This is a genomic window from Brevibacterium jeotgali, assembly GCF_900169175.1.
In the GTDB taxonomy this organism is placed as follows: domain Bacteria; phylum Actinomycetota; class Actinomycetes; order Actinomycetales; family Brevibacteriaceae; genus Brevibacterium; species Brevibacterium jeotgali.
Genome location: NZ_FXZM01000001.1, coordinates 61564 through 85702 on the forward strand (window position 1 = coordinate 61564; position 24139 = coordinate 85702).

20 protein-coding genes and 3 tRNA genes are annotated in these 24139 nt (G+C 69.9%); 6 read left to right on the forward strand and 17 right to left on the reverse strand.

Annotated elements, in window-relative coordinates; genetic code table 11:
* Window positions 1–9 precede the first annotated feature (9 nt).
* The 12 genes from BJEO58_RS00350 to BJEO58_RS00405 all read right to left on the reverse strand — a co-directional run bounded on the left by BJEO58_RS00350 (window position 10) and on the right by BJEO58_RS00405 (window position 11395).
* Window positions 10–570 carry an AAA family ATPase gene (locus tag BJEO58_RS00350; RefSeq protein ID WP_144573801.1) on the reverse strand — a complete coding sequence of 187 codons (561 nt, stop codon included), beginning with the start codon at window positions 568–570 and terminating at the stop codon, window positions 10–12.
* Complete coding sequence (locus BJEO58_RS00355) at window positions 567–1409, reverse strand: energy-coupling factor transporter transmembrane component T family protein (protein WP_101586743.1); 843 nt, start codon at window positions 1407–1409, stop codon at window positions 567–569. Before BJEO58_RS00355 ends, BJEO58_RS00350 begins: the two co-directional genes overlap by 4 nt.
* The gene (locus tag BJEO58_RS00360; RefSeq protein ID WP_246075943.1) at window positions 1406–2977 is read right to left on the reverse strand and encodes an ABC transporter ATP-binding protein; all 1572 of its coding nucleotides are present in this window, start codon (window positions 2975–2977) and stop codon (window positions 1406–1408) included. The genes BJEO58_RS00355 and BJEO58_RS00360 overlap by 4 nt, the downstream gene beginning before the upstream one ends.
* Window positions 2974–3627 (reverse strand): ECF transporter S component, encoded by a 654-nt coding sequence (locus tag BJEO58_RS00365; protein WP_101586746.1) that lies wholly within the window; start codon window positions 3625–3627, stop codon window positions 2974–2976. The genes BJEO58_RS00360 and BJEO58_RS00365 overlap by 4 nt, the downstream gene beginning before the upstream one ends.
* Window positions 3628–3827: 200 nt before the next feature.
* A complete protein-coding gene (locus tag BJEO58_RS00370) occupies window positions 3828–4319 on the reverse strand; it encodes a CinA family protein (protein WP_101586748.1) in 492 nt (163 codons plus the stop codon).
* A gap of 187 nt (window positions 4320–4506) precedes the next feature.
* Window positions 4507–4580, reverse strand: a tRNA-Met gene (locus BJEO58_RS00375).
* A gap of 27 nt (window positions 4581–4607) precedes the next feature.
* Window positions 4608–4680: transfer RNA gene (locus BJEO58_RS00380), tRNA-Thr, on the reverse strand.
* Between the two features lie 73 nt (window positions 4681–4753).
* On the reverse strand, window positions 4754–6166 hold the full coding sequence (locus BJEO58_RS00385; RefSeq protein ID WP_101586750.1) for a hypothetical protein: 1413 nt from the start codon (window positions 6164–6166) through the stop codon (window positions 4754–4756).
* The gene (locus tag BJEO58_RS00390) at window positions 6163–8466 is read right to left on the reverse strand and encodes a hypothetical protein (RefSeq protein WP_101586751.1); all 2304 of its coding nucleotides are present in this window, start codon (window positions 8464–8466) and stop codon (window positions 6163–6165) included. The genes BJEO58_RS00385 and BJEO58_RS00390 overlap by 4 nt, the downstream gene beginning before the upstream one ends.
* Window positions 8463–9311 carry a glycerophosphodiester phosphodiesterase gene (locus tag BJEO58_RS00395; RefSeq protein ID WP_246075942.1) on the reverse strand — a complete coding sequence of 283 codons (849 nt, stop codon included), beginning with the start codon at window positions 9309–9311 and terminating at the stop codon, window positions 8463–8465. The genes BJEO58_RS00390 and BJEO58_RS00395 overlap by 4 nt, the downstream gene beginning before the upstream one ends.
* On the reverse strand, window positions 9308–11134 hold the full coding sequence (gene glsA, locus BJEO58_RS00400; RefSeq protein WP_101586753.1) for a glutaminase A: 1827 nt from the start codon (window positions 11132–11134) through the stop codon (window positions 9308–9310). Before glsA ends, BJEO58_RS00395 begins: the two co-directional genes overlap by 4 nt.
* A gap of 179 nt (window positions 11135–11313) precedes the next feature.
* Window positions 11314–11395, reverse strand: a tRNA-Tyr gene (locus tag BJEO58_RS00405).
* A 227-nt stretch (window positions 11396–11622) separates the two neighbouring features.
* Here BJEO58_RS00405 and BJEO58_RS00410 point away from each other — a divergent pair.
* From BJEO58_RS00410 to BJEO58_RS00425, 4 genes are all read left to right on the forward strand, one after another.
* Complete coding sequence (locus tag BJEO58_RS00410) at window positions 11623–12114, forward strand: YajQ family cyclic di-GMP-binding protein (RefSeq protein WP_101587194.1); 492 nt, start codon at window positions 11623–11625, stop codon at window positions 12112–12114.
* A gap of 323 nt (window positions 12115–12437) precedes the next feature.
* Window positions 12438–12974, forward strand: coding sequence for a diaminobutyrate acetyltransferase (gene ectA, locus BJEO58_RS00415; RefSeq protein WP_257904187.1), 537 nt, complete (start codon window positions 12438–12440; stop codon window positions 12972–12974).
* Between the two features lie 187 nt (window positions 12975–13161).
* The gene (gene ectB, locus BJEO58_RS00420) at window positions 13162–14451 is read left to right on the forward strand and encodes a diaminobutyrate--2-oxoglutarate transaminase (RefSeq protein ID WP_101586756.1); all 1290 of its coding nucleotides are present in this window, start codon (window positions 13162–13164) and stop codon (window positions 14449–14451) included.
* A gap of 124 nt (window positions 14452–14575) precedes the next feature.
* The gene (locus BJEO58_RS00425) at window positions 14576–14980 is read left to right on the forward strand and encodes an ectoine synthase (RefSeq protein ID WP_101586758.1); all 405 of its coding nucleotides are present in this window, start codon (window positions 14576–14578) and stop codon (window positions 14978–14980) included.
* Window positions 14981–15086: 106 nt separating this feature from the next.
* On the opposite strand, the gene BJEO58_RS00430 is transcribed toward BJEO58_RS00425, so the two are convergent.
* On the reverse strand, window positions 15087–16475 hold the full coding sequence (locus BJEO58_RS00430; protein WP_101586760.1) for an FAD-dependent oxidoreductase: 1389 nt from the start codon (window positions 16473–16475) through the stop codon (window positions 15087–15089).
* Window positions 16476–16631: 156 nt separating this feature from the next.
* Between BJEO58_RS00430 and rarD the strand changes: the two genes are divergently transcribed.
* Window positions 16632–17558 carry an EamA family transporter RarD gene (gene rarD / locus BJEO58_RS00435; RefSeq protein WP_101586762.1) on the forward strand — a complete coding sequence of 309 codons (927 nt, stop codon included), beginning with the start codon at window positions 16632–16634 and terminating at the stop codon, window positions 17556–17558.
* A 28-nt stretch (window positions 17559–17586) separates the two neighbouring features.
* On the opposite strand, the gene BJEO58_RS00440 is transcribed toward rarD, so the two are convergent.
* From BJEO58_RS00440 to BJEO58_RS00450, 3 genes are all read right to left on the reverse strand, one after another.
* Window positions 17587–18630, reverse strand: coding sequence for a polyprenyl synthetase family protein (locus BJEO58_RS00440; protein WP_101586764.1), 1044 nt, complete (start codon window positions 18628–18630; stop codon window positions 17587–17589).
* 63 nt (window positions 18631–18693) lie between these two features.
* The gene (locus tag BJEO58_RS00445) at window positions 18694–20001 is read right to left on the reverse strand and encodes a geranylgeranyl reductase family protein (protein WP_101586766.1); all 1308 of its coding nucleotides are present in this window, start codon (window positions 19999–20001) and stop codon (window positions 18694–18696) included.
* A 26-nt stretch (window positions 20002–20027) separates the two neighbouring features.
* A complete protein-coding gene (locus BJEO58_RS00450; RefSeq protein ID WP_101586768.1) occupies window positions 20028–20729 on the reverse strand; it encodes a demethylmenaquinone methyltransferase in 702 nt (233 codons plus the stop codon).
* Between the two features lie 85 nt (window positions 20730–20814).
* Between BJEO58_RS00450 and BJEO58_RS00455 the strand changes: the two genes are divergently transcribed.
* The gene (locus tag BJEO58_RS00455; protein WP_246075941.1) at window positions 20815–22236 is read left to right on the forward strand and encodes an isochorismate synthase; all 1422 of its coding nucleotides are present in this window, start codon (window positions 20815–20817) and stop codon (window positions 22234–22236) included.
* Window positions 22237–22262: 26 nt separating this feature from the next.
* Here the strand turns inward: BJEO58_RS00455 and menD are convergent, their stop codons facing one another.
* The gene (gene menD / locus BJEO58_RS00460) at window positions 22263–23954 is read right to left on the reverse strand and encodes a 2-succinyl-5-enolpyruvyl-6-hydroxy-3-cyclohexene-1-carboxylic-acid synthase (RefSeq protein WP_101586772.1); all 1692 of its coding nucleotides are present in this window, start codon (window positions 23952–23954) and stop codon (window positions 22263–22265) included.
* Window positions 23955–24139 lie beyond the last annotated feature (185 nt).

Consider the following 24139-nt stretch of genomic DNA (forward strand, 5'->3'; position numbering starts at 1 on the left):
CCTGGATGGTCAGGTCGGTGGACAGTCTAGCGAGGGGTCCCGGTGTTCGGTCGCCAGCAGGTCGGGGCGGTGGCGGATGCGGTGCATCGCCTCCTGCCGTCGCCATCCGTCCCACCATGAATCGTCGCCGTCGCGTGCGAGGATCCGGGCTCTCCGCACGGGTTCGGGGCCGTCCAGCCAGAGGACGCGCTGCGCCAGGCGCGCCGTCACGCCGGTGACGCTGCCGCAGCCCTCCACGACGAGCGGCGCGCCCGGAGCAACGGAGTCCTCCGCATTCCAGTCGGAGGCGTGCCAGTCCCAGCGTCGCCACTGCGGGTGCCCGCCCCGCGCGCGTTCGGTGAGGATCCGCTCGAGGGTCGCCGTCGCGTGGGCGAGCCCGTCCCAGCCCGCGTAGAGGTCGTCCATGTGGACGAGCCGCGCAGCGTCTGCCCGCGCGAGGGACTCCGCGAGCGTCGTCTTCCCCGCGCCCGAGGTGCCGTCCACCAGGACCAGCCGACCCACCTGAGGGTCCATCCCCGTCGACAGGTCCGCGTCCTCCGGACGCTCCGGCCGTGGGTCCGCCCGCGTCATGCGCCCCCGCCGGAGCCGACGAGCCTGTATGTGCCGGTCGCCAGGGCGAGGCCCACTGCGGCGAGCGCGATCCCCAGCGCGAGCGCGACGACGACCGCATCGCGACGGGTGAGGCGCGATGCCCTCGCCCACGTGCGCTCGCCGCTTCCGAAGGCCCGTGCCTCCATCGCGGTCGCGAGCATCGTCCCGCGCCGCATGGCCGTGACGAGCAGTGCGAAGGCCAGTGCGAGCCAGCCCGTCAGCGAGCGGGTGTCTGACAGTCCTCTGGCACGACGGGCCTGTGCGAGCGATCGATGGTCTGCGGCCAGCACTCCGGCCAGACGGACGGCGGCGAGCGCGCCCAGGACGAACCGGGCCGGCAGGCGGGCGATCTGGGCGAGCGCATCTGCAAGGCGGGTGGGGTCAATGCCGACGAGCGCGACGAGTGTGGGCACCCCGATCGCGAGCACGCGCACGGTGATGGCGAGCGCGAGCTCGATCGAGTTGTCGCTCACCGTCACCAGCCACCAGGTGACGTGCACCGTGCCGCCGGGCTCCGCGTAGAGGAGCATGCTGAGTCCGCTGAGCGGGGCGGCCAGCAGCAGGGGCCACGTACGCTTCACGATCGTCGCCGGGGTGATGCCGAGCGCGGTGAAGAGCACCAGCCAGACGCCCAGGCTCGTGCCGCCGCTCACGATGTCGACACTGGTGAGAAGCGGCAGAGAGTAGAGGACGGCCGCGAACCAGAGTGCCAGCGGGTTGACCGCGGCCACCGGGTCGGTACGCGCGTTCGATGCTGCGGATGCCTCCGCAGACGCTGCGGTGGACGCCTCCGCCGCCGAGGCTGTGGCGCCCGTCATGCTCGCACCGCCTGCGCGACCGCGGTCGCCTCCAGCCGGAGTCGTCGATCGCCCAGGACGCGGACGTAGTCATCGTCATGGGTGACGGACACCGCGGCGCCGCCCGAGTCGACATGGGCCGCGACGAGTTCCGCGAGCTCCGTCCAGGTCGTGCGGTCCTGACCGAACGTCGGCTCATCGAGGACGAGCACGCGCGGCGCTGTCGCGAGCACGGTCGCGACCGACAGGCGGCGCTGCTCGCCGCCCGACAGCGTGCAGGGATGGGCATGCGCCAGGTGCGTGAGTCGCAGTCGCTCGAGGAGCTCATCGACGAGCGCGCTCTGGTCCCGGGCGCCGACCAGCCGCGGTCCGACTGCGAGCTCGTCGCGCACGCTGCGGGCGACGAACTGGTGCTCGGGCCGCTGGAAGACGGTGCCGATCCGTGTGAGGAGCTGCTGTGCCCTCCACCGGTGCGGGTGCGGAGAACGGGTCCCGTGGGCGAGCTGCGCCGATGCCCTCACCTCTCCCTCCAGCGGAGAGGTGAGGCCGGCGAGGCAGAAGGCGAAGGTCGTCTTCCCGACCCCGTTCGGACCGGTGATGACGAGCGACTCCCCTGCCCGCACCTCGAGGTCGACGTCCTTCCGCACAGCACGGCCCCCGTGCCCCACCGCGACGCCGGCGGCCGTGACGAGCGGTGGATCAGCCGGGCTCGATCGGCAGACCGGTCCGAGCGTGCCGCGCGGGGACGACTCGTCGGGCGTCTCGTCAGACGTCTCGTCGGGCGAGGACGACCGAAGCGACGAAGGACTCGGGCCCGGTGGCGTCCGGGACACGAGCGGGTGGGAGCCGGGCACCCAGACTCCCGCGGCCTCGAGCGCGGAGCCCGCACGGGCGAAGACCGTGTCCGGAGGGCCGTCCGCGATGAGCCCGCCGGCGGGCTCGAGGACGACCACGCGGTCGACGAGTCCCAGCCACTCATCGACCCGGTGATCGACGACGACGAGCGTCGTGCGGGTCTGAGCGACTGCGCGTCGGACCTCGGCCGCGCCGGCGTGGTCGAGGTTCGCAGTGGGCTCGTCCAGCAGGAGGAGCCCCGGACTCATCGCGAGCACGCCGGCGATCGCGAGGCGCTGACGCTCGCCGCCGGACAGGTGCGCGGTCGGCCGATCGAGGGGGTAGCGGAGACCGACGGCGTCCAGCGACCGGGCGACGCGTCGCCAGATCTCGTCCCGCGGCACGGCGAGGTTCTCGCAGCCGAAGGCGACGTCATCACCGAGCGTCGGAAGGATCGTGTTCGCCTCGGGGTCCTGGAGCACCAGGCCCGCCCGCCCGCGCTGGCGGGCGGCGGGGGCTCCGTCGAGGGTGAGCGCACCGGCCTCTGCCCCGTCCTCGGAATCACCGAGGATTCCGGCGAGGCCCGCCAGCAGGGTGGACTTGCCCGCCCCGGAAGGCCCCAGCAGCAGGACGCGCTCCCCCGGTTCGATGACCAGGTCGAGTCCGGAGACGGCGGGAAGCCTGCGGGATGCGTGCCGCCACCCCCACCCGGATGCGACGACGCGCGCGGGGCGGGAGGAGTGGGACGCGTTCACGCGAGCCCCCTCACCTCTCGTCCGGCGGCGAATCGGTCCAGCGCACCGGTGCGGGCGAGCGCCCGTGTGAGAGCCCATCCGGCCAGACCCGCGAGCACGGCGCCCGACACCACGAGGCACACCAGGTAGATGACGAGGAACTGGGAGCTCATCTCGATATTGCCGGAGAGGAACAGCTCCAGCGTCCAGGCGAACAGCGCCGAGCCGATGCCGGCCAGCACGGCTGCGCCCACGCCGAACCGGCGGTAGCGGCTCAGGAGGAAGACCGCCTCAGCGCCCAGGCCCTGCGCGATGCCGGAGTACACGGTCTCCACGGCCCACTGGCTGCCCAGGAGCATCGAGACGACTGCCGCGAGCAGCTCGACGAAGAGCGCGGCCCCCGGCTTGCGGATGATCAGAGCACCCACGACTCCGCCCAGCAGCCAGACTCCGGCGACGAGGCCGCCGAAGCCGGGTGTGAGCGCGTCCAGAGCCATGAAACCGGCGTAGCCCGCGAAGTTCCAGAAGGTGAAGAGCAGCCCGATGACCACGCCCAGGACGGCGGCGATGACGATGTCGAGGGTCCTCCACCGGAAGCGAGTGGGTGGCCGGGTCGTCGTGGGGGCAGGGCTGGGCTCGGTCGAAGGGGTGTGATTCTGTGAATGCGTCACTGTGAAGTGCCTTTCGTTCGACGAACGGCACGGGTGAAGAGTCTTCCTTGCGCCGGCATTATCCGGTTCAGGTTCGACGGTCGAGGGCTCGATGCCCTCCTCTCAGCCTGGATCCGCCAAGCTCCCGTGTGCGGCCCATGGTAGCCCACAGCGCGCAGGGAGGTGCGGCGGGGCGAGGTGGGGCCGTCTCGCGGTGAAGGTCAGTCGAGCTGCGCCGCCTCGCGCTCCAGCAGCAGGAGTGCGGCCTTCTCCGTCTGTGCCAGCACGTCGATCGGCTCACCGTCGAAGTGATGCAGCTCCGCGTGGACTTCTCCGCGGACGCACACGGCGATCCACGTGGTCCCCGGCTCCTGACCCTCCTGCTGGTCCGGACCGCCGGCGCCGGACGCGGCGATGCTCGCGGACGTCCCCAGCATCGCGGCGACGTTCCGCGCCATCGTCTCGACTGCACTCCGGGAGATCACGGGTCCCGGCGGGACGTCCAGCACCAGGTGCTTAACCTCCGACCAGTAGCAGACGACTGCACCGGCGAACCATTCCGAGGAGTTCGGTGCGGCCGCGAGCTGGTTGGCGATCTTCCCGCCCGTCAGCGATTCCGCGACGGCGACGGTGAGACCGCGCTCCGTGAGTTCGTGCGACAGCCGTGCCGCGATGTCTGCGGCCTCGCCCTCGCGCTCCTCGTAGTCGACCATGGCGCCCCTCCCTCGTCCCGCGCCCGCGTCCAGGTGCTTGAGCAGTGCGCGGACCTGGTGTCGTCCTCATCTCCCTGCACTCCGTGCGGCAGACGGAGGGCTGCGAATTCCGGCCCCGCTCAGGGGTGAGAGGCCGCGCACGAAGAACCCCTCACCGGATCCTGTCCGATGAGGGGTTCTTCTGCTGTAGCGGGAGGGGGGCTCGATCCCCCGACCTCACGATTATGAGTCGTGCGCTCTAACCACCTGAGCTACCCCGCCACGCGCGGACTGCGCGGAGCCCACGAGAGCCCCAAAAGGGAATCGAACCCTTGACCTTTTCCTTACCATGGAAACGCTCTGCCGACTGAGCTATTGGGGCAACGAGCAGTAACTCTACACAGGGCCCAGACTGTTTGCAAAGCTGGGTTCACCCAGTGTGACCGACCCCGCACTCACCCCTTCGCGCGAGCCTCCACGACGGCGTCGACGAGGTCGTCCTGCGTGCCCCCGTAGAGGGTCTTCGCCCACACCGTGTCCCGCAGGACGTAGGGCTTCCCAGCGACGGTGAGCCACTGCAGGGGGTTGTCGCTCCCCGCGTCGTGGACGCACTTCGCGCACGCCGGGACGCTCAGGGAGTCCTCCCGTCCTGCGACGTCCGCAGCGATCGTCTTCTTCGCCTGCCCGTGCCGCGGGTCGATGCTGCACAGCTGCCGCCCGGACGCACCCCCGGTCGACTTCCGTGAGCCCAGGCGGAACCGTCCCCTGCCGCCCTTCGCGCCGGATCCGGTGGACGCCTCCGCGCGCGAGACCGCGGACTCCGCGATCCCCATGAGCACCATCGCCCCGGCGAGGTCGTCCTCCTGCGAGCCCTTGTCGTCCGCGAGCCTGCGCGCCAATCCGTAGGCGTCGAGGCCGTGCTCCACGAGGTCCGCCGTCTCGCGGTCGATGCCGTCCGTCTGGAGCTTCTCCAGCCGTTCGACGATGTCGAGTGCATCATCGCCCAGCGCGCGGCGCATCGCCCCGCGGTCCGCAGCGGCCGCCGCACTCGCGACCGCCCGGGGGATCCGGTAGCGCTTCCGCCTGGCTCCCCGCGGGACGAGGAACCACAGTGCCACGGCCACGGCGGCGACGATCATGACCGCGATCATGAAGGACCGCAGAGGGTGCGCCACCACCTGGTACTGGAGCCAGCGCAGCGTGCTGCTGCCACTGGAGGACCGCGACTCCACGGGCTGAGGGTCCTGCAGCCGTTCCAGTCCGGTCCGCAGCTGTTCGAGCACGGATCCCGATCGCGCCCCCGTCATCGACGTCGAGTAGAACTGCTGGTCCAGCAGTCGGCTGCGGTCCTCATCCGCCGCGACGACCTCGGCCCGCGGCCCGATGGCGTCCGCCCCCACCACGAGGACGATGAACTCATCTCCCGGCAGCACGTCCGCGAGAAGCTGCGCGACGGTGGTGTCCTCCTGGTATTCCAGGGTCGCGTCGAAGACGATGTACGTCGGCACGGCGGCCTCCTCCTGCAGCTCCCGCAGTTCGTCGAACGCGTCGCCGTAGAGGTCCTCGGACGCGCTGTCTGCGACGAGCGGCTCGTCCTCCAGCTGCATCGCGTACGACTGGACAGTGCCCAGCAGAGACCCGGCATCACCGCTCTCCATCTTCTCCGCAGCCGTTGCCGCGAGGACGCCCGCCGACGCCTCCACCCCTGCCTGCGCCTCTGCCGTCGCTCCTGCTCCTGCGGTCGTCACAGACCCCGCAGTCGAGGTCTCCGCAGGCTCCATCGCCGAGGCGGCACCGGATCCCAGCCCGCCGCATGCCACTCCGAGCACCACGGCCGCCCCTGCGACCCTCACCGCCTGCTGCCTCATCGCCGATTCCTCTTCCCTGCAGTCTTCGTCGTCGTATACGTCTGCGTCTTCGTCGTCGGCTCCGTCCGGTCGACGACCAGACCTCGGAGGAACGTCCCGGCGACGATCACGGCGAGCGCGGCGCCGATCGCCCCCAGCAGCGTGCGCACCCACGTGCGGTTCTCCCACTCCGCGGTGTCCGGCGTCGGTTCGAACTCACGGGCCTCTGCATCGTCCGTGTCGGTCAGCCCCTCGTCGCCCTCATCCGTGATCCAGGAGACCTCGGCCGCCCAGCGCAGCTGCGCCACAGCGCGATCCGTGACGGTATCGTCCGAGTCGTGCTCGGGGCGGTCTGGCCGATCGGACATGGGGTCCATGGTGATCCCTCCCTCCACGATCTCCGCGCTGCTGCTGCTGAGGACGACAGCGAGCGATCCAGCGGGCAGCTCCGCGGCCACCAGATCAGCGAGGTCGGATCCGTCGACCACACCGGTCAACGACGGGTCGAAGCCGATGACGCGCACGTCACGGCCCGTCTGCTCCGCGACCTCGTCCGCGACGTCGCCGACCGCAGGCAGATCCTCGCCGATGAGCTCGAGCCCGGTCCACGGGTCGACGACGGGACCGTCCGCGGCCGCGGCCACGACCTCGGCGACCGCCTGCCTGCTCACGGCTGTCGGGTCATCCACGAGCGATCCGGGGGCCCCGAGTTCAGCCATGTGCACCTTCTTCAGCTGATCGGCGTCATGGAGTCCGCCCACGATGCCCGCGGCGAGCGCAGCGGCTGCGGCGACCGCCAGCAGAGCGGTCCGCGCCCACGGGGAGGCTCCTGCGCTGCCGGACGGCGCGGCCACGCGAGCGGATTCGATCGCACGCTTCACACGCGCAGCGCCGGGTGCCGGCCTCCACTCCGCAGGCATCGCCGCGATCGCCTCGTGCAGCGGGCCGAACGCCCCGTAGCCGCTCGCGGCCCAGGGCGACGAGGCCCGTGTCCAGTAGGGCCTCCCGCGGTCGATCCCGGACAGGCTGAGGTACGACGGTGCACGGCCCTTCCCGATCCGCTCCGCGGCGAGATCGGACAGGGGGACCATCAGCCGTGCGCCCAGGACCTCTGCGTCCTCCTCCCCGTCGGCATGCAGGTCAGGACGGAAGAAGCAGTGCTTCCGCTCCCGCTTCGACCATTCGTCCTCGAGCGTGACCCAGCCGGCCCACACGAGTGGGGAGTAGGACTCCTCGGGATCCGGGAGCCTGTCGAGCGAGGACTCGAACGACGAGGAGAGCCGTGTCGACCGGGTGAGCTTCGCATGAGCCCGGGCCGCGCGATCACGCAGGGCCACCAGAGCTGACGCCTCATGCGCGCGATCGATCCGCGTGCCGAAGATCCTCGCAAGAGGCCCGGACCGGCGCGGCAGCAGGACCAGCAGCGACAGGATCAGGAGTACCCCGCCCGCGATCCCGCCTGCGAGGAATGCCGCGGTCATGATCTGAGACCCCGCGACGTCCGACGTGCGATAGCGTTCGCCCGTCCAGCTGACGGCGGCCGTCTCCTCGTCGAGCAGCTCCGGCTTGTCCGAACCCGCGCCGATCGCACGCAGCGCATAGGACAGGGCGGGGGCGGAGGTCGTCGCATTCACGTACGGAGGGCCCACCGCATAGGTCTGGTCGAGCTCCGCCTGCAGCCGCCCGTCCTCATAGATGCTGAAGGACGTCGACGAGCCCTGCGCCAGCAGATACACGGTGCGGGGGTGCGGGTCCTCAGCAGCGAGGCGCGTGAGTCCGCGCTGCAGTCCCCCGACGACGTCAGGGGTGTCGATGTCCGACTCGTACGGGTACGGGATATGCGGCAGGACGGCGATGCGCACCGTCCACCCGGCGTCCTCCAGTGCCCTGATCTGCGGGTCGACCATCGTGCGCTGGCGGGCGTCCCACTCCTGGACCGCATCCGGCGGGACGGCGACGACGTCGTGCTGCCACGACTGGGCTACTGCCTCGACGAGGTAGTCCGCGACCGCGGCGCGATACTCCTCGCGCAGCGACGGCGAGGGGGCATCAGCACCGTCGTCCGCGTCCGTGGTCACCGACCCCGCACCGACGGTCGGAGTCTCTGCGGTCGGTGTCCCTGCGGGTGCGGTCCCGGAGGCGACCGCGGACTGCGGGACGGCTGGGGCCTCGGCGGGTGTCGGGGAGTCGTCGCCGACGGCCGCCGCAGCGGCCGGGGCCCCCGCCGGACCGAGACCGAGGCCGCAGATCGCGACGAAGGCACCCGCCGCGACCAGCAGGGTCGGGCGGGTGCCGCGGAGAGGGCGCGCTCGGCTGCTCACACCGGCTCGTACTTCGCTGCGAGGTAGCCCTGGAGCGTCGCCGGCAGGTTGGTGATGATGCCGTGGACGCCGGCGCCGAAGAGCTTCTCCCAGGAGGTGGGGTCGTCCACCGTCCAGACGAACATCCCGCAGCCGGCGTCGAGGAACTGGTCGACGACCCCTCGTCGCATGAAGAAGCCACGGACGGACGGGTTGTAGGCGAGCGCCTGCAGATCGTCGACGACGGCCAGATCGTCCTCGCGCGGCACGGTGCGCAGGAGGCAGCGCTCCACGAGCGGTGCGATGTCGCGCAGGAACGCGAGAGTCGCGACGGAGAAGCTCTGGACCACGGTGCGGTCGGCCATGCCCTCATCGATGATCGATCCCGCGACGGACGCCACGGCGCCCGGCGACCACTCCCCCTTGAGCTCCAGCAGCAGCCGGCCGCCGTTCGTGGAGACGTCCCTGAGGAGCGTGTCGAGCTTCGGCAGCCGCTGGCCTGCGAAGCCGGGGCCCGCCCACGATCCCGCGTCCAGGCGCGACAGCGTGTCGTCGTCGAGCCTGCCGACCGCGCCGGATCCGTCAGTGGTCCGATCGACCGACTGGTCATGGATCACGGTCGGGGTGCCGTCACCGCTCACGTGCAGGTCGACCTCGATCCAGTCAGCGCCCACCATGCGGGCCGCATCGACTGCGGCGAGCGTATTCTCCGGGGCTGCCCCCGAATACCCCCGGTGGGCGATGACCCACGGCCGATCCGTCACGAGGGGCCCGCCGGATATGTCTTCGTGCGCGAACGCCGCATTGCGCACGCGTTCAGCCCATGAGCTGGTGAGCGGGTCGGATCGGACCTTGTCGTTCGTCACTGCGTCTGCGCCTCTCCTCGGACCGCCTGAGCCAGTCGCGTGTACCCGTTGACCGTGATGCTGCGCCACAGAGCGGCTGCTGCGGCCGGGTCGTCGATGCCGATCCGGTCGATCGCCTCTGCGGGCAGGAAGTCGAGGGTCGTCGCGCTCGTCGCGATCATATCGAACGGCTGGCCTCCATCAGGGTTCAGCGCGAACTCGCCGAAGGTGGTGCCTGCCCGCAGCACTGCCAGCAGGTCCCCGTCCGCGCTGTAGGTGCAGACCTCGCCGGACCGCATGAAGCGGATTCCGTCGAAGTCGGCGCCGATGGCCCTGACCACTTCGCCCTTGCGATACCTCTGCTTGACCAGGCGATCGAGAATGACCGCCCGATGCTTCGCATCGAGGGAGTCGAGCATGGGGGCGTGGGTGTATTCGGGGTCATAGAAGCAGGATTCGTCACCGTACCGGCGCAGGACGATGTTCTCCGCCCAGGACAGCGCGGCATACCGGTAGGCGAACGATCTGATCCCCATCTCCTCGACGTGATCCGCCAGCAGGCCGTCCGAGTCGACGGCCGCCAGGGCGATGCCCGCCTCCGACATCGCCGCGGCCAGCCGGTTGAGGCTGGCGATCGTGACGCGGGAGAGGTCATCGACCTTCGTGAAGTCCAGGACGACGCACAGCGGGTCCTCGAGGCCTCCGATGAGTCGTGCGACCGCTTCGAATCCGCTGAACTGGAGGTCACCCACGAGTTCGACGAGGTGGGCGTGATCCCCGTGCTCCGCGAGCACCGCGTCGGCCTCAGCCGGGCGACGCACGGTGGAGTGCGAATAGTCGACGGTCACGTGAGAGCGGATGGAGGAGCGGCCGACGGTCGCGGCCCGCACGAAGTGGAGGCCCAGGTCCTCGGACATCTCCTCGTGCACGATGATGCCCCTCGCGCTGTTGCCGTGCTGGTCGAGCGGTGGAGAGAACGTCGCGATGCCCAGCTGTCCGGGCAGGACGGAGATGATGCCGCCGCCCACTCCGCTCTTCGCGGGCAGGCCCACGGTGGCCACCCAGTCACCGGAGTCGTCGTACATCCCGCACGTCGTCATGACGGACAGGACGCGTTCGACGACCTCCTCTGTGAAGACCCGCTCTCCGGTGAGCGGATTGACGCCCAGATTGGCGAAGGTGGCGGCCATGACGGACAGATCCACCGCGGTGACGGTCACGGCGCACTGGCGCGTGTAGTCATCGAACGCCGGAACCGGATCGCCGGCGATGATGCCCCAGGACGACAGGAACCATGACAGGCCCCGGTTGTGGGCGCCGTCGCGCAGGTCTGCGGCGAGCACGTCCTCATCCAGGCGCAGCTCACGACCTGCGCAGGCGGACATCGTCGCAAGGATCCTGCCGAAGACCGACTCCCCCGCTGCGGGCCTCACGAGAGAGACGGCGGCGATCGCACCGATGTTGATGAGCGGGTTCTTGGGACGCCCGCTGCCGGACTCCGAGGAGATGTCGTTGTAGGCGCTGCCGGACGGCTCCACGTCGATCTTCGAATCGACGACGTCGAAACCGGAGTCCATGAGCGCGAGCGCATAGACGAAGACCTTCGAGATCGACTGGATGGAGAACTCCACCTCTGCATCACCCACCCCGTAGGTGTGTCCGTCCGCCGTCGTCATCGCGATCCCCATGCTCGCGGAGTCCGCTCCGTAGAGGACGTGGGGATCGGACGCGGGTTCGGGCGCAGCCGCGGTCCGCACGCGGGAGAGGCGGTGATCGGCGAAGGGATCGGCGCCGCTGACTGACGCGTGCAGATTCAGCAGATAGGAGCGAACAGGAGAGCGCATGCGATCAGGTTACTGTCCGGATGCCGCGTCAGACGGACGCGCAGGTGTCCGTCCCGTCACGCTGCAGGTGTGCGTGTGCGCCGGTGGCGCGGCCCGCCACCGGTGCCACGACAGCGCCGGGACAGACGAAGACGGCACGTCTCCAGCGCTTCCGCTGGAGACGGGCCGTCTTCCGTGGGTGGCAGATGAAGGATTCGAACCTTCGAAGGCTGTGCCGGCTGATTTACAGTCAGCTCCCTTTGGCCGCTCGGGCAATCTGCCGCCGCGCTCTCTCGAGCACCTGATAGAGAATACACATTCGAGTGCACCGGCGCTAATCGTGCGGATGAGGCCCTCGACACGTCCGCACCGGCACTGCGCGACGGCCTGGACTAGCATGGGCGCGACATGCGAGGGCGCCCGTGCGCGCCGTCGCGGCGACAGACCACCCAGACAGACGGGGCATCGGCCAGGACGTCGGTCCGCCCGTCGCCGAGCAGGAGGCAGGCATGGCAGCGGATTCCAGTTTCGACATCGTCAGCAAGATCGATCGCCAGGAGGCGGACAACGCCCTGAACCAGGCGGCGAAGGAGATCTCATCCCGCTATGACTTCAAGGGGTCCGGCGCCGCGATCGAGTGGAAGGGCGAGGACGTGCAGATGCGCGCGGACGGAGCGGATCGTGTGGCCTCGGTCCTCGACGTCTTCCAGTCGAAGCTCGTCCGCCGGGGCATCTCACTCAAGTCGATCGACGCGGGAGAGCCGTATCCGTCGGGCAAGGAGCACCGCATCGACGCCGCCCTCAAGGAGGGCATCGACAAGGAGACCGCCAAGGAAGTCTCCAAGATCATCCGCGAGGAGGGCCCCAAAGGCGTGAAGGCCCAGATCCAGGGCGACGAGCTCCGCGTGACCTCGAAGAAGCGCGACGACCTCCAGACCGTCATCAGCCTGCTCAAGGGCAAGGACCTCGACGTCGACCTCCAGTTCGTGAACTACCGCTGATCGGCGGACACCGCGCACTCACGACGAGGCGGGTGGGGCGCCTCGAAGGAGGCACCCCACCCGCCTCGTCGTGACTCACCTCACAGACGAGTCCCGCCATGCGGTTTCTGGGTAACGAACCGATAACGGTCGTGCGGCTGTGAGACCTCAGTTCCACGGCCACCCGGATCCGACCCGAGCAACCCCCCGCATGCCCCTGGCACCACTGACGATGCGGCGGTCGCCCCAAGCACCGCTACGGACCCCCTGAGGCCGCTCATTCCGGGCCGATACGGCTCACTCCGGCGGTTGTGATCCCCTCTCAGATCGCTATGTTGGAACACGTGACTCCCGCAGACACAGAGACCACTTCCGCTTCTACCCCCGCTGAGGACTCAGGTTCCGAGCGGGTCGAGCTCCGCGTCCCCTCCATCGCAGACGGCAAGCACATGTGGACGCTGGCCCGCGATTCGAAGGTCCTGGATCTCAACACCTCGTATGCCTACCTCCTGTGGGCACGCGACTTCTCCCGCACCTCCGTCCTGGCGACCCTCGATGCAGAACCCGCCGGATTCGTCACCGGCTACATGCGTCCGGATGCCCCGGACACCCTCATGATCTGGCAGGTCGCCGTCGATGCCGCCAGCCGTGGACACGGCCTGGCAGGCCGGATGCTGGACGAACTGGCCGACCGCACCGGGGCCGCGCGCCTCGAGACGACGATCACCGCGGACAACGAAGCGTCCCAGCGACTCTTCACGTCCTTCGCAGCCCGCCACGGCGCGGACTGCACCCACAGCCCCCTGTTCGTGCCCGAGGACTACCCGGACGGCCACGACACGGAGCATCTCTACGAGATCGCACCGCTCGGCTCACGCTGAGCACGGACGACCGCGGCCATCGCACCGCGTTCCGTCACTGTCCACACGGTGACACCGTCCCCACCCGCGTTGGGCGCTTCGGACTGAACCTCCGCACGCGTCCGGACCGTTCGGTCCAGCAGCCGAGAAGCGGCTCCCGTCCGGTCGAATCCCAAGGGTCGAAGACCCCAGGAAGGTGAGAACCACCATGACCGACATCTTCTACTCCCTCGAATCAGAGGTCCGCAGCTATTCCCGTAGCTGGCCGGTGGAGTTCGTGCAGGCGTCCGGCGCGACGCAGACGGACGCATCCGGCGCGGAGTACCTCGACTTCTTCTCCGGAGCAGGCGCGCTGAACTACGGCCACAACAATCCCGTGGTCATCGAACCCCTCATCGAGTACCTGCAGTCCGGCGCCGTCCTGCACTCGATGGACATGATGACTCCGGCCAAGCGCGATTTCCTGCAGACGTTCAAGGACGTCATCCTGGAGCCGCGCGAACTGCCCTACAAGGTCATGTTCCCCGGCCCGACCGGCACGAACACGGTGGAGGCCGCCCTCAAGCTGGCCCGCAAGTACACCGGACGCCAGCACATCCTTTCGTTCACGAATGCCTTCCACGGCATGACGCTCGGCGCACTGTCCGTGACCGGCAATTCGATGAAGCGCCAGGGTGCGGGCATCCCGCTCACCAACTCGTCGAAGATCCCCTACGACGACTACTTCGATGGTGAGACGGCGGACTTCCTCTGGCTCGAGCGCGTCCTCGAGGACTCCGGCTCCGGCGTCGACAAGCCGGCTGCGATCATCGTCGAGACGGTGCAGGGCGAGGGCGGCCTCCGCGCCGCGCGCTTCGACTGGCTGCGTCGCCTCTCCGCACTGTGCGCGGAGCACGAGATCCTGCTGATCGTCGACGACGTCCAGGCCGGCTGCGGCCGGACGGGCACGTTCTTCAGCTTCGAGGAGGCCGGGATCGTCCCGGACATCGTGTGCCTGTCGAAGTCCATCGCCGGTTCCGGCCTGCCGATGGCGCTGACCCTGTTCCGTCCGGAGCTCGACATCTGGTCGCCGGGCGAGCACAACGGCACGTTCCGCGGCAACAACCCCGCGTTCGTCACCGCCACCGCTGCGCTCAAGGAGTACTGGGCCGACCCCTCCTTCCAGGAGGGACTCGCGACCACCATCGACGTGATGCACGCGCGCCTCGGGTCGATCGCGGTCACGACGAGCGGCGCCGGAGTCCGCGGACGCGGACTGCTGTCCGGTCTGTGCTTCGAGGACGCCGAGGCCGCCGGCAAGATCGCGGCCGAGGCCTTCCGCCAGGGGCTGCTCCTCGAGACGTCCGGCCCGAAGGACGAGGTCGTGAAGATCATGCCGCCGCTGACGGTGACAGCTGATGAGCTGGAGCGCGGACTCGACATCCTCGAGGCCGCTGTCCGGACCGTCACCGGCCCCGCCGCGGAGAGCCCCTCCGCCTCCGGGGCCCAGAAGGCCTGACGGACCCCCATCGCCCCGGTCCGACAGACGGCCACGGCCGTCCGTCGGGCCGGGGCGGCACACTGCCTCAACGGCTGCTCGCCGCCCGAGCACCGCTCACACCACCACCTTCAGGAGTGATCCCATGTACGTTGTGAACATCGATGACCTCAACGGCACCGAGCGCGACATCGTCAGCGACAACTGGCGCAGCCGCCGTATGGTGCTGGCGCGCGAGGGCGTCGGCTTCTCGTTCCACGAGACGACCCTCTTCGCAGGAACCACCTCGACGTTCCACTACCAGAACCACATCGAGGCCGTGTACTGCGTCGCCGGCTCCGGAACCATCACGAATGAGGAGACCGGAGAGGTCCACGAGCTGCGCGACGGCACGATGTACCTCCTCGACAAGAACGACAAGCACACGGTGCGGACCGAGCATGAGATGCGGATGATCTGCACCTTCAATCCGCCCGTCACCGGGCGCGAGGTCCATGACGAGAACGGTGTCTACCCCGCTCTCAACGAGGACGGCTCGCCGATCTCCTGACTCCCCGCCTCACACGCACGAAGCGGCGGCCGCACCCGATCGGGTGCGGCCGCCGCTTCGTGCGTGTGAGACCCTCAGTGCTCCGCGCCTGCGGCGCGGTGCAGGCTCAGGCCTGCCGGCGCGAGTGCTCGAGCATCCCGTCGCGGGTGGGGATCTTGATCCGTTCGCGGCCCTGCGGCTCTCCCAGTGCCTTCTCAGCGGTCTCCAGGCGGTGGAACCCGTCCCAGTCCGCGTAGTCGACCCCGCGCGCGTCCAGCAGCGCTGTGATGGCATCCTCCGACGGCTCCTCGGGCTCCGGCAGCCGACCGGCCTCACGGTCGTCGATGAGGTGGGTGATCGTCTGGAGCGCATCGCCCTTCGTATGGCCGATGAGCCCGACGGGTCCGCGCTTGATCCACCCGGTCGCATACAGGCCGTCGACGGCGGGCGCGTCCGCTGCGGTCGCCTGCGAGTCGCCCTCGTGGACCCGGCCTTCGACGTTCGGGATGACGCCCTTGTCCGCGTCGAACGGGATGTCCCGCAGCGGCGAGCCGAAGTAGCCCACGGCGCGGTAGACGGCGTCGAGGCTCCAGTCGTGCAGCGTGCCGGTCCCGACGACTCCGCCGTTCCCGTCCAGCTGCTGACGCTCCGTCCGCAGGCCCGTCACTCCGGTCTCCTCATCGCCGAGCACCTCGACGGGCGCATGGAGGAAGTGGAGGTGCAGGCGGCGGGGTGCCCCCGACGGCTCGCGCAGAGTGAAGTCCGTGAGCGTCTTCGTCACCTGCTTCGTCTGGTTGTTGCTGTGGATCGCGGCCATCGACGCCTCGTCGAACTCGTAGTCCTCCGGGTACACGACGATGTCCACATCCTTGACGAGTCCCAGCTCCCGCAGCTCCAGCGGGGTGAACTTCGTCTGAGCGGGCCCCCGGCGTCCGAACACGTGGACGTCCGTGACCTTCGAGTCCTTCAGGCCCTCGTAGACGTGATCCGGGATCTCTGTGCTCAGCATGTCGTCGGCCTGCTTCGCGAGCACGCGAGCGACGTCCAGCGCCACGTTGCCGTTGCCGATCACGCCGACGCGCTCCGCGTCGAGCGGCCACTCCCTGGGCACATCCGGATGGGCGTCGTACCAGTTGACGAAGTCCGCGGCACCGTAGGACCCGGGCAGCTCCACACCGGGGAGGCTCAGTCGCGCGTCATCGAACGAACCGGTCGAGAAGATCACCGCATCGTAGTGGCGACGCAGGTCCTCGAGCGTGATGTCGGTCCCGTAGTCGACGTTGCCGATGAGCCGCACGTCGCCGCGGTCCAGCACCTTGATGAGTGCCTTCTGGATGCCCTTGATCCGCGGGTGGTCCGGAGCCACGCCATAGCGGACGAGGCCGAACGGAACGGGCAGCCGCTCGAAGAGATCGATGCTGAGCTCGAAGTCGCGTTCGGCTTTGGTGAGGAGGTCCGCCGCGTATATTCCGGCTGGCCCCGCTCCTACGATCGCAACACGAAGAGCTCGACTCACTGTTCACACACCTTTCGCGGGTGGGCGCGTCTGCGACCACCACGACTGACGAGTACCGACCGTCCATCTTAGTGGTACCTCACCTCACCTCGCCGCGACCCTGCTCACACACGGACCACTTGATCGGGAACTCACAGGCGTCACTAGAGTGGGGCTGTGACGCAGACCCCAGATTCCTCCGGCCTGCCCGCAGATGAGACGGCCAGGCGCCGTGCAGGACTGGTCAACGGAACGGCCGCCTACCTCCTCTGGGGCTTCCTCCCCCTCTACTTCAACTCGCTGGCGCCCGCGGGCAGCCTCGAGATCCTCTCGCACAGGATCGTGTGGTGCCTGCTCTTCTGCGGGCTCCTGCTGGCCCTGACCCGGGGGTACCCGCTCGTGTGGCGGATCCTCCGGAGCCCGCGGGCCGCTGTCACCCTCATCGCCGCGAGTGTGCTCATCGCGGTCAACTGGCTGGGCTTCCTGCTGGGTGTGGAGCTGGGGCGAGTCGTCGAGGTCTCCCTGGGCTACTACATCAACCCGCTCATCACGATCCTGCTGGGTGTGCTCTTCCTGCGGGAGAGGCTGCGCCCTCTGCAGTGGACGGCGGTCGGCGTCGCCGCCGTCGCCGTCCTGGTGATCTCCGTCGGCTACGGCTCCGTCCCCTGGCTGGGCCTGCTGGTCGCCTTCACCTTCGCGGGCTACGGGCTGCTGAAGAACAAGGTCGGTGCCGCCGTCGGCGCACTGGGCGGGCTGACGGTCGAGACGCTGATCCTCACGCTCCCTGCCGCAGCATTCATCGGCTGGACCCTGGCCGCCGGCACGGACACCTTCACGACCCAGGGATCGTGGCATCTGGTCTTCATGCTGCTGCTGGGGCCGGCCACCGCACTGCCTCTGCTGCTGTTCAGCGCCGCGGCGCGCCGGATCCCGCTGAGCTGGGTGGGGATGCTGCAGTTCATCACGCCGTCGCTGCAGTTCGTGACCGGGGTCTGGCTGCTGGGCGAGGAGATGTCACCGGCCCGCTGGGCGGGCTTCGCCGTCATCTGGATCGCGTGCACGCTCTTCATCACCGACATGGTCCGCACCTCACGGAGGCGCTGACCGGTCGTCGGGAGGAGCCGGCCAGTCGTCAGGAGGAGCGTTCGACGACCTGCCGGGCGAACGATTCGAACCCTGCGCGGACGTCGCCCTCAGGCAGCGCTGCGAGTGCGGCGATCGCGTCCTCCGACCAGCGGCGGGCCTCGGCCCTGGCCTGTTCGGTCACCGGGTGCGCCGCGAGCGCGGAGCGCGCTGCCTCCAGCGCTTCGTCAGAGGTGAGATCCGCGTCCAGCAGAGCCACGACCTCGGCCGCGGCTGCGTCTCCGCCGGCAGCGGCACGGCGTGCGTACAGGACCGGAAGGGTCGGGACGCCCTCCCGCAGGTCCGTCCCCGGCGTCTTGCCCGATGTCGCCGCGTCAGAGGTGAGATCGATGATGTCGTCGGCCAGCTGGAAGGCCACGCCGACCTTCTCGCCGTACACCCGGATCGGGTCGATGAGCACGTCGGATGCACCGGAGTAGCGGATGCCGAACTCACCCGCTGCGGCGATGAGCGAACCGGTCTTGTCCGACAGCACGCGTATGTAGTGGTCGATGGGGTCGTCCTCCGGCTGCGGGCCGGTGAACTCCGAGAGCTGCCCCAGGACCAGCCGCTCGAACGTCGTCGCCTGCAGTCGGACCGCTTCGGGGCCGAGGCCGGCGGACAGCAGTGAGGCGCGGGCGAAGAGGAGGTCGCCGGTGAGGATGGCGACGGAGTTGCCCCACACCTCGTGGGCACTGGGTGCACCCCGGCGCACGGGCGCGTCGTCCATGACATCGTCGTGGTAGAGGGTCGCGAGATGGATGAGTTCGACGGCGGCCGCAGCATCGAGCACGTCTGCACGCGCTCCCTCGCCCAGCTCAGCGGCGAGGAGCACGAGCAGGGGGCGCACGCGCTTGCCGCCGGCGCGCATCAGGTGATGGGAGGCCTCATGCGGCAGCCGGTCCGACTGCGCCGCAGCCTCCGTGAGCCGTGTCTCGACATGCTCGAGGCGCGTCGCCAGGGCCATGTCCAGCGCAGAGTCCGCCGCGGCGAACGGCCCCGCCGAGGGACGCGACAGGGTGCCCGCAGTATCCGGAATCATCGGCTCGTTCATCTTCCTCATGGTCTCAGACGTCGCAGTCAGTATCGCACTCACCGGACTCGGTCGTTCATCCCCTCAGCTGTTCGTCGTCGCGGGGACGGAGCGTGTGAGTGCGGCGATGACGCGATCCATGGCGTCCGCGTCGCTCCCCTCACGGTGGATGTTGCCCATCAGCCTCACCGCGAAGGTCATGAGCGCATCGACTCCCATACCGTACTTGATCCCGAAGCTCATGAGTTCGGGACGTCCGATGAGACCAGCGAAGACGCGTCCCAGCGTGACGTACCCGCCGAACCGATCGCGGACGATCTCAGGATACTCCTGCAGGGCGACCCGTCTGCGGTGCTCCGGCATCCGGTGATGGGTGACGATCACGTCCGCTGCGATCCGCGCGCTCTCCAGCGCGTAGTCGATCCCCTCCCCGTTGAAGGGGCTCACCATGCCGGCGGAGTCCCCCACGAGCATGAGGCCGTCGCGGAAGTGCGGTGTGCGGTTGAAGGCCATGGGCAGTGCTGCGGAGCGGACCTGCTCCAGCTGCGTCGACTCATCGATCGACCACTCGTGGCCCATCGCCGCGAGCCACTCGTCGAGCACGGTGCGGTAGTTGACGGTCCCGAACTGCGGAGACGTGTCGAGGATCCCGAGTCCCACGTTCACGGTGCCGTCGCCCAGCGGGAAGAGCCACCCGTAGCCGGGCATGGGGTCGCCTCCCGATTCGCGCAGCTCCAGCCAGCTCTCGAGGTAGGAGTCGTCGTGGCGCGGCGAGGAGTGGTAGGTCCGGACGGCCACCCCCATGGGCCGATCGTCGCGCCTCTGCACACCGTGGGCGACGGAGACGCGGGAGGAGACGCCGTCGCAGGCGACGACGAGCGGCGCACGGAAGTACGCCTCCGGACCGACCTTGCGACCGCGATGATCCGTGCCGGTCGCGCGCACGCCGGTGAGCCAGCCGTCTGAACCGATGACCGGCTCCGTCGCGGCCACCTGCTCGTAGAGCCGTGCACCCGCACGCTGCGCGTGGCGCGCCAGGGTCTCGTCGAGGCCCATGCGCGTCTTCGTGAGGCCGTAGTCGGGGAAGCCGCCGCCGCCGGGCCAGTCGATCTGCATGCGGTGCCCGCCGCCGATCAGCCGTAGACCGCGGTTGCGGTGCCACCCGTCCTCCGGACGCGTGTCCACGCCCAGGTGGTCGAGCTCACGGACGGCTCGCGGTGTGAGGGCGTCGCCGCAGACCTTGTCGCGCGGGAAGGCCGACTTCTCGAGCACCACGACGTCGAGGCCCGCACGGGCGAGGTGCGCCGCGGTCGCAGCGCCCGCGGGCCCCGCGCCCACGACGACGACGTCGGCGTCGATCACCGGGGAATCGAGGGGCTGGGCGTCCTGCATCGTCGTGCTGGGATCCTGCTCTGCACTCACGCGCCCGCCGGGCGGATGCCCCGGTGGATGGCGACGATCCCTCCGGAGAGGTTGCGGTACTGGACACGGTCGAACCCGGAGTCCGCGATGACATGGGCGAGCGCATCCTGACCCGGCCACGCCCGGATCGATTCGGCGAGGTACTCATACGACGCGGGGTTCGAGCTGATGAGCCGCGCCACCGGCGGGAGAGCGCGCATGAGGTATTCGCGGTAGACGGTGTCGAGGGGGCCGAGCACCGGGCGGGAGAACTCGCAGACCACGAGTCGCCCTCCGGGCCTCAGCACCCGTCGCATCTGGGCGAGCGCACGCTCCGGATCGTTCACGTTGCGGAAGCCGAAGCTGATGGTGACGACGTCGAACTCCCCGTCGTCGAACGGCAGGTCCAGCGCATCCGCGTACAGGAAGCGGATACCGGGGTTGCGGGCGCGTCCCACGTCGAGCATCCCCTCGGAGATGTCGCCGGCGATGACGTCCGCGCCCGCCTGCGCGAACGGGACGGAGCTCGTCCCGGTCCCGGCCGCGAGGTCGAGCACCTTCTCACCCGGCTGCGCAGCGACCGCGTCGGCGACGACGCGGCGCCAGCGGCGCGTCTGCCCCAGCGACAGCACGTCGTTCATGAGGTCGTACCGATCCGCGACGGCGTCGAACATCGACGCGACGTCACCGGGATCCTTGTCCAGCTGGGCGCGATTCATGCAGACCAGTCTCCCCCACCCGCGCGCGGGTGGCGAATCCGGAAGCGCCTGGTCCCGCGGGTCCGCGGCTCAGTATCGTGGGACCGTGACCCATTCCTCCCGCACGTCCGATCCCACGCCCCGGCTGACCGTCCGGTCGTGGTTCGTCGACGGCCTCGCGCCCGATGCTCCCCCGCCGTTCGCCGGGAACATCCCCACCAGCTCGCTCGACTTCCTCGCGCAGCTGCCGACATCAGGCTTCGCCTGCTGGGTGCGGGGACGGTCGGGGCTCGTGGGGATCGGACGGCGGCTGCGGCTCCATGCTCGCGGCGAGCACCGGTTCCACGACCTCGCGAGACAGTGGGATGACCTGGTCGCAGCGGCGGTGGTCGACGACCGCGTGAGCCTCATGGGGTCCGGCCTGGTCGGCTTCTCCGCGATCTCCTTCGCCGCGGATTCCGGCGTGGACTCCGTGATCGACGTGCCCGAGTACATCCTGGGCAGACGAGACGGGCGCGTGTGGCTCACGCACGTGCGAGACGGCGACGATGGCGCATGTGGGCATTCTCCGGATGACCGGTCCGCGGGCTCCGAGGACGTCGACGCCCCGTCCGACGAGCTCGTCGCAGGACTCCAGCTCACGCCCACTCCGCTGCGCGACCAGCGGATCGTCACGCGGGAGCCGGGGCGTGTGAGTCCGGAGCGGTTCGAGGAGATCGTCGCGCTGGCAGCCTCCCGCCTGCGCAGCCCGGAGGCGGGCGAGCGCAAGATCGTCCTCGCCCGGGACGAGGTCATCACGGCAGAGGACGACATCGACGTCAGGACTGTCCTGGGCCGGCTCAACGCCGAGTTCCCGAGCACCTGGGCATTCCTCGTCGCGGGGCTCGTGGGCGCGACGCCGGAGCTGCTCATAGGGGTGGAGGACGGCGCCGTCCACTCACGGGTGCTCGCCGGGACGTACCGGGTCCAGGAGGATCCGGAGAAGGAGGTCGCCGACGCGCGGGAGCATCTGGGGGGTCGCAAGGACTCGGTCGAGCACTCGTACGCGATCGATTCGCTCGCGAGCACGCTCGGGCCGGTGACGGAGGAGCTCCACGTGGACCCGGAGCCGCACCTCCTCCAGCTCGCGAACGTGATCCACCTGGCCTCCGACGCACACGGCCGACTCTCCACCCGCGCGGACGGGTCACGGATCAGCCCGTTCGAGGTCGCGCACGCCGTGCACCCCACGGCCGCGGTGGGCGGCACGCCCCGCGCACGGGCGATGGACCTCATCAGCCGGTTCGAGGAGATGGACCGCGGCCGCTACGCAGGCCCCGTCGGTTGGGTCGACGGGTACGGGAACGGGCAGTTCGGCATCGCTCTGCGGTGCGGTCAGCTCGAGGAGCGCAATCGGATCCGCCTGTTCGCCGGCGCGGGCATCATGCCGGACTCGGACCCCGAATCCGAGCGGCGGGAGACGGACGCGAAGTTCGCACCCATGCGGAGGGCGCTGGGCGTCGAGTGGAGTCCGGACACCTCGCACTGAGTCCGGGACCGGCTCAGCAGCCGGCCTCAGCAGCGCACCGGCGGCAGTCGGAGCTGGAAGACACCGGCCGCTCCCCTGTCCAGGAAGCGGCGGAAGCGCTCCAGCGCTCCAGCACCTGCCTCGTCGCAGTGCTCGCCGTCGGCGCCTGCTCGAAGGTCGACCGACTCCGCCTCCGTGCCCAGCGCGCGCGCTGCCTCCGCGAGGTCCGTGCCGTGCGGTGTACCGAAGAAGCGGTCGAAGCGGGATGCGACGTGCGGACGCGAGTGTTCGAGGCCGGCGAAGATCGCACCCCCGTCATCGTGGAGGACGACGGTCTGCAGCCGCGGCCTGCGCTCGTGGGTGGGCACGACGAATCCGCCCAGATCGTGGAGGGCCGCGAGGTCGCCGATGAGCAGCCGCACCGGGGCATCGAGGACGCCCTGGTCCTCGAGTCCCAGAGCAATGCCCGAGGCCGTCGCCACCAGCCCGTCGATACCCGCCAGACCGCGCGAGGCCACGACGCGGGCCCGATGGTGCGGCTGCTGGAGGCGCGCGAGGTGCCGGATGGTGCTGGAGCTCGCCGCGACCAGGACACCGGGCCGCTCGAGCAGGGCGAGCACCGCCGCATCGGTGGGGTCGGACGACCCGCCCGCCGTCGCAGAGCCGAGCTCCGACCACTCGGCCCACCACGTGCCGGCCCTCGCGATGCTCGCGCAGGACGGCGTCAGCGTGGCCACGAGCCCATCAGCGTCGTACGGGACGACGACCGTCTCCAGATCGTCCCGGTCCACCAGCTGCACGATGGGCCGCGACAGGGTCGGGCGGCCGGTCACGATGACGTGGGTGATGCGCGCGAGCGCTTCCGCCGCTGCGGGCCGGCCCAGCAGCTGCGCATGCGCCGGGATGGTGCACGGATGCGAGGCGAGCACAGACGACGGCTCTGCGAAGATGGGGACGACGAACTCCGATGCGAGGGCCGCCAGGGTGCTGGTGGCGAAGCCCAGGTCGTCTCCCGCGACGATCACCGGCCGTGACTGCGGGTCCGCCAGCACGTCTCGTACTGCGCTCCACCGGGCCGCGTCCCCACCGCGGTCGGTCCCTCCCGCGGCGCTCTGCGCACCGACCGCCGGACCGGGCGGCACTCCCCCTGCTTCCTCGGTGTCCGGGACGAGGGGCGCGTCGAACTGCGCATTGAGCTGGACCGGTCCGCCCGGGGACGCACAGGCCCGGATGACGGCCGCCTCGGCGGCCGTGGTCCAGGTGGGGTCGTCGTCTCCTGCAGGGAGGGGCAGGTCCCATGCCGCGACGACCTCGGGCAGCGCCGCATGCTGGGCGTCGAGCGTCTGATTGGCGCCCGTGCCGCGCAGTCGAGCGGGACGATCGGCGGTCACGAGCACGAGCGGCAGGTGTGCGTGGGCGGCTTCCATGACCGCGGGATGGAGGTTTCCCACGGCAGACCCGGACGTCGTCACGACTGCGACGGGCCGATGTGTCCCCGCGAGTCTGCCCGCCTTCGCGATGCCCAGTGCCGTGAACGCGGCGTCCCGCTCATCGATGCGGACGTGGAGACGCAGCGGGGACCCTCCGCCCGGCGGGGGCCCCGCGAGCTCGGCCTCCGCATCCGCCCAGGCGTAGACCAGCGGAGCGGAGCGGGAACCCGGAGACAGGACGACGTCGCGCACGCCGGATGCCAGCAGCGCGCGCACCAGACGGCGGGCGGAGACGGTCGAGGCATTCACCCGGCGATTCTCCCACGAGCCCCGCGGCCCCCCGGTCGAGGTCCACTGTCCTCAACCTGACTTGCGAGTTCACCTTCCGGCCATATACTCGCCACCGACCCGCCACCCGCGACGGCGCCGTGCGCACTCCGCTGTCGCGCCCCGTCAAGCCACCGCACCCCTTCAAGCCGCACCCCTTCAAGGAG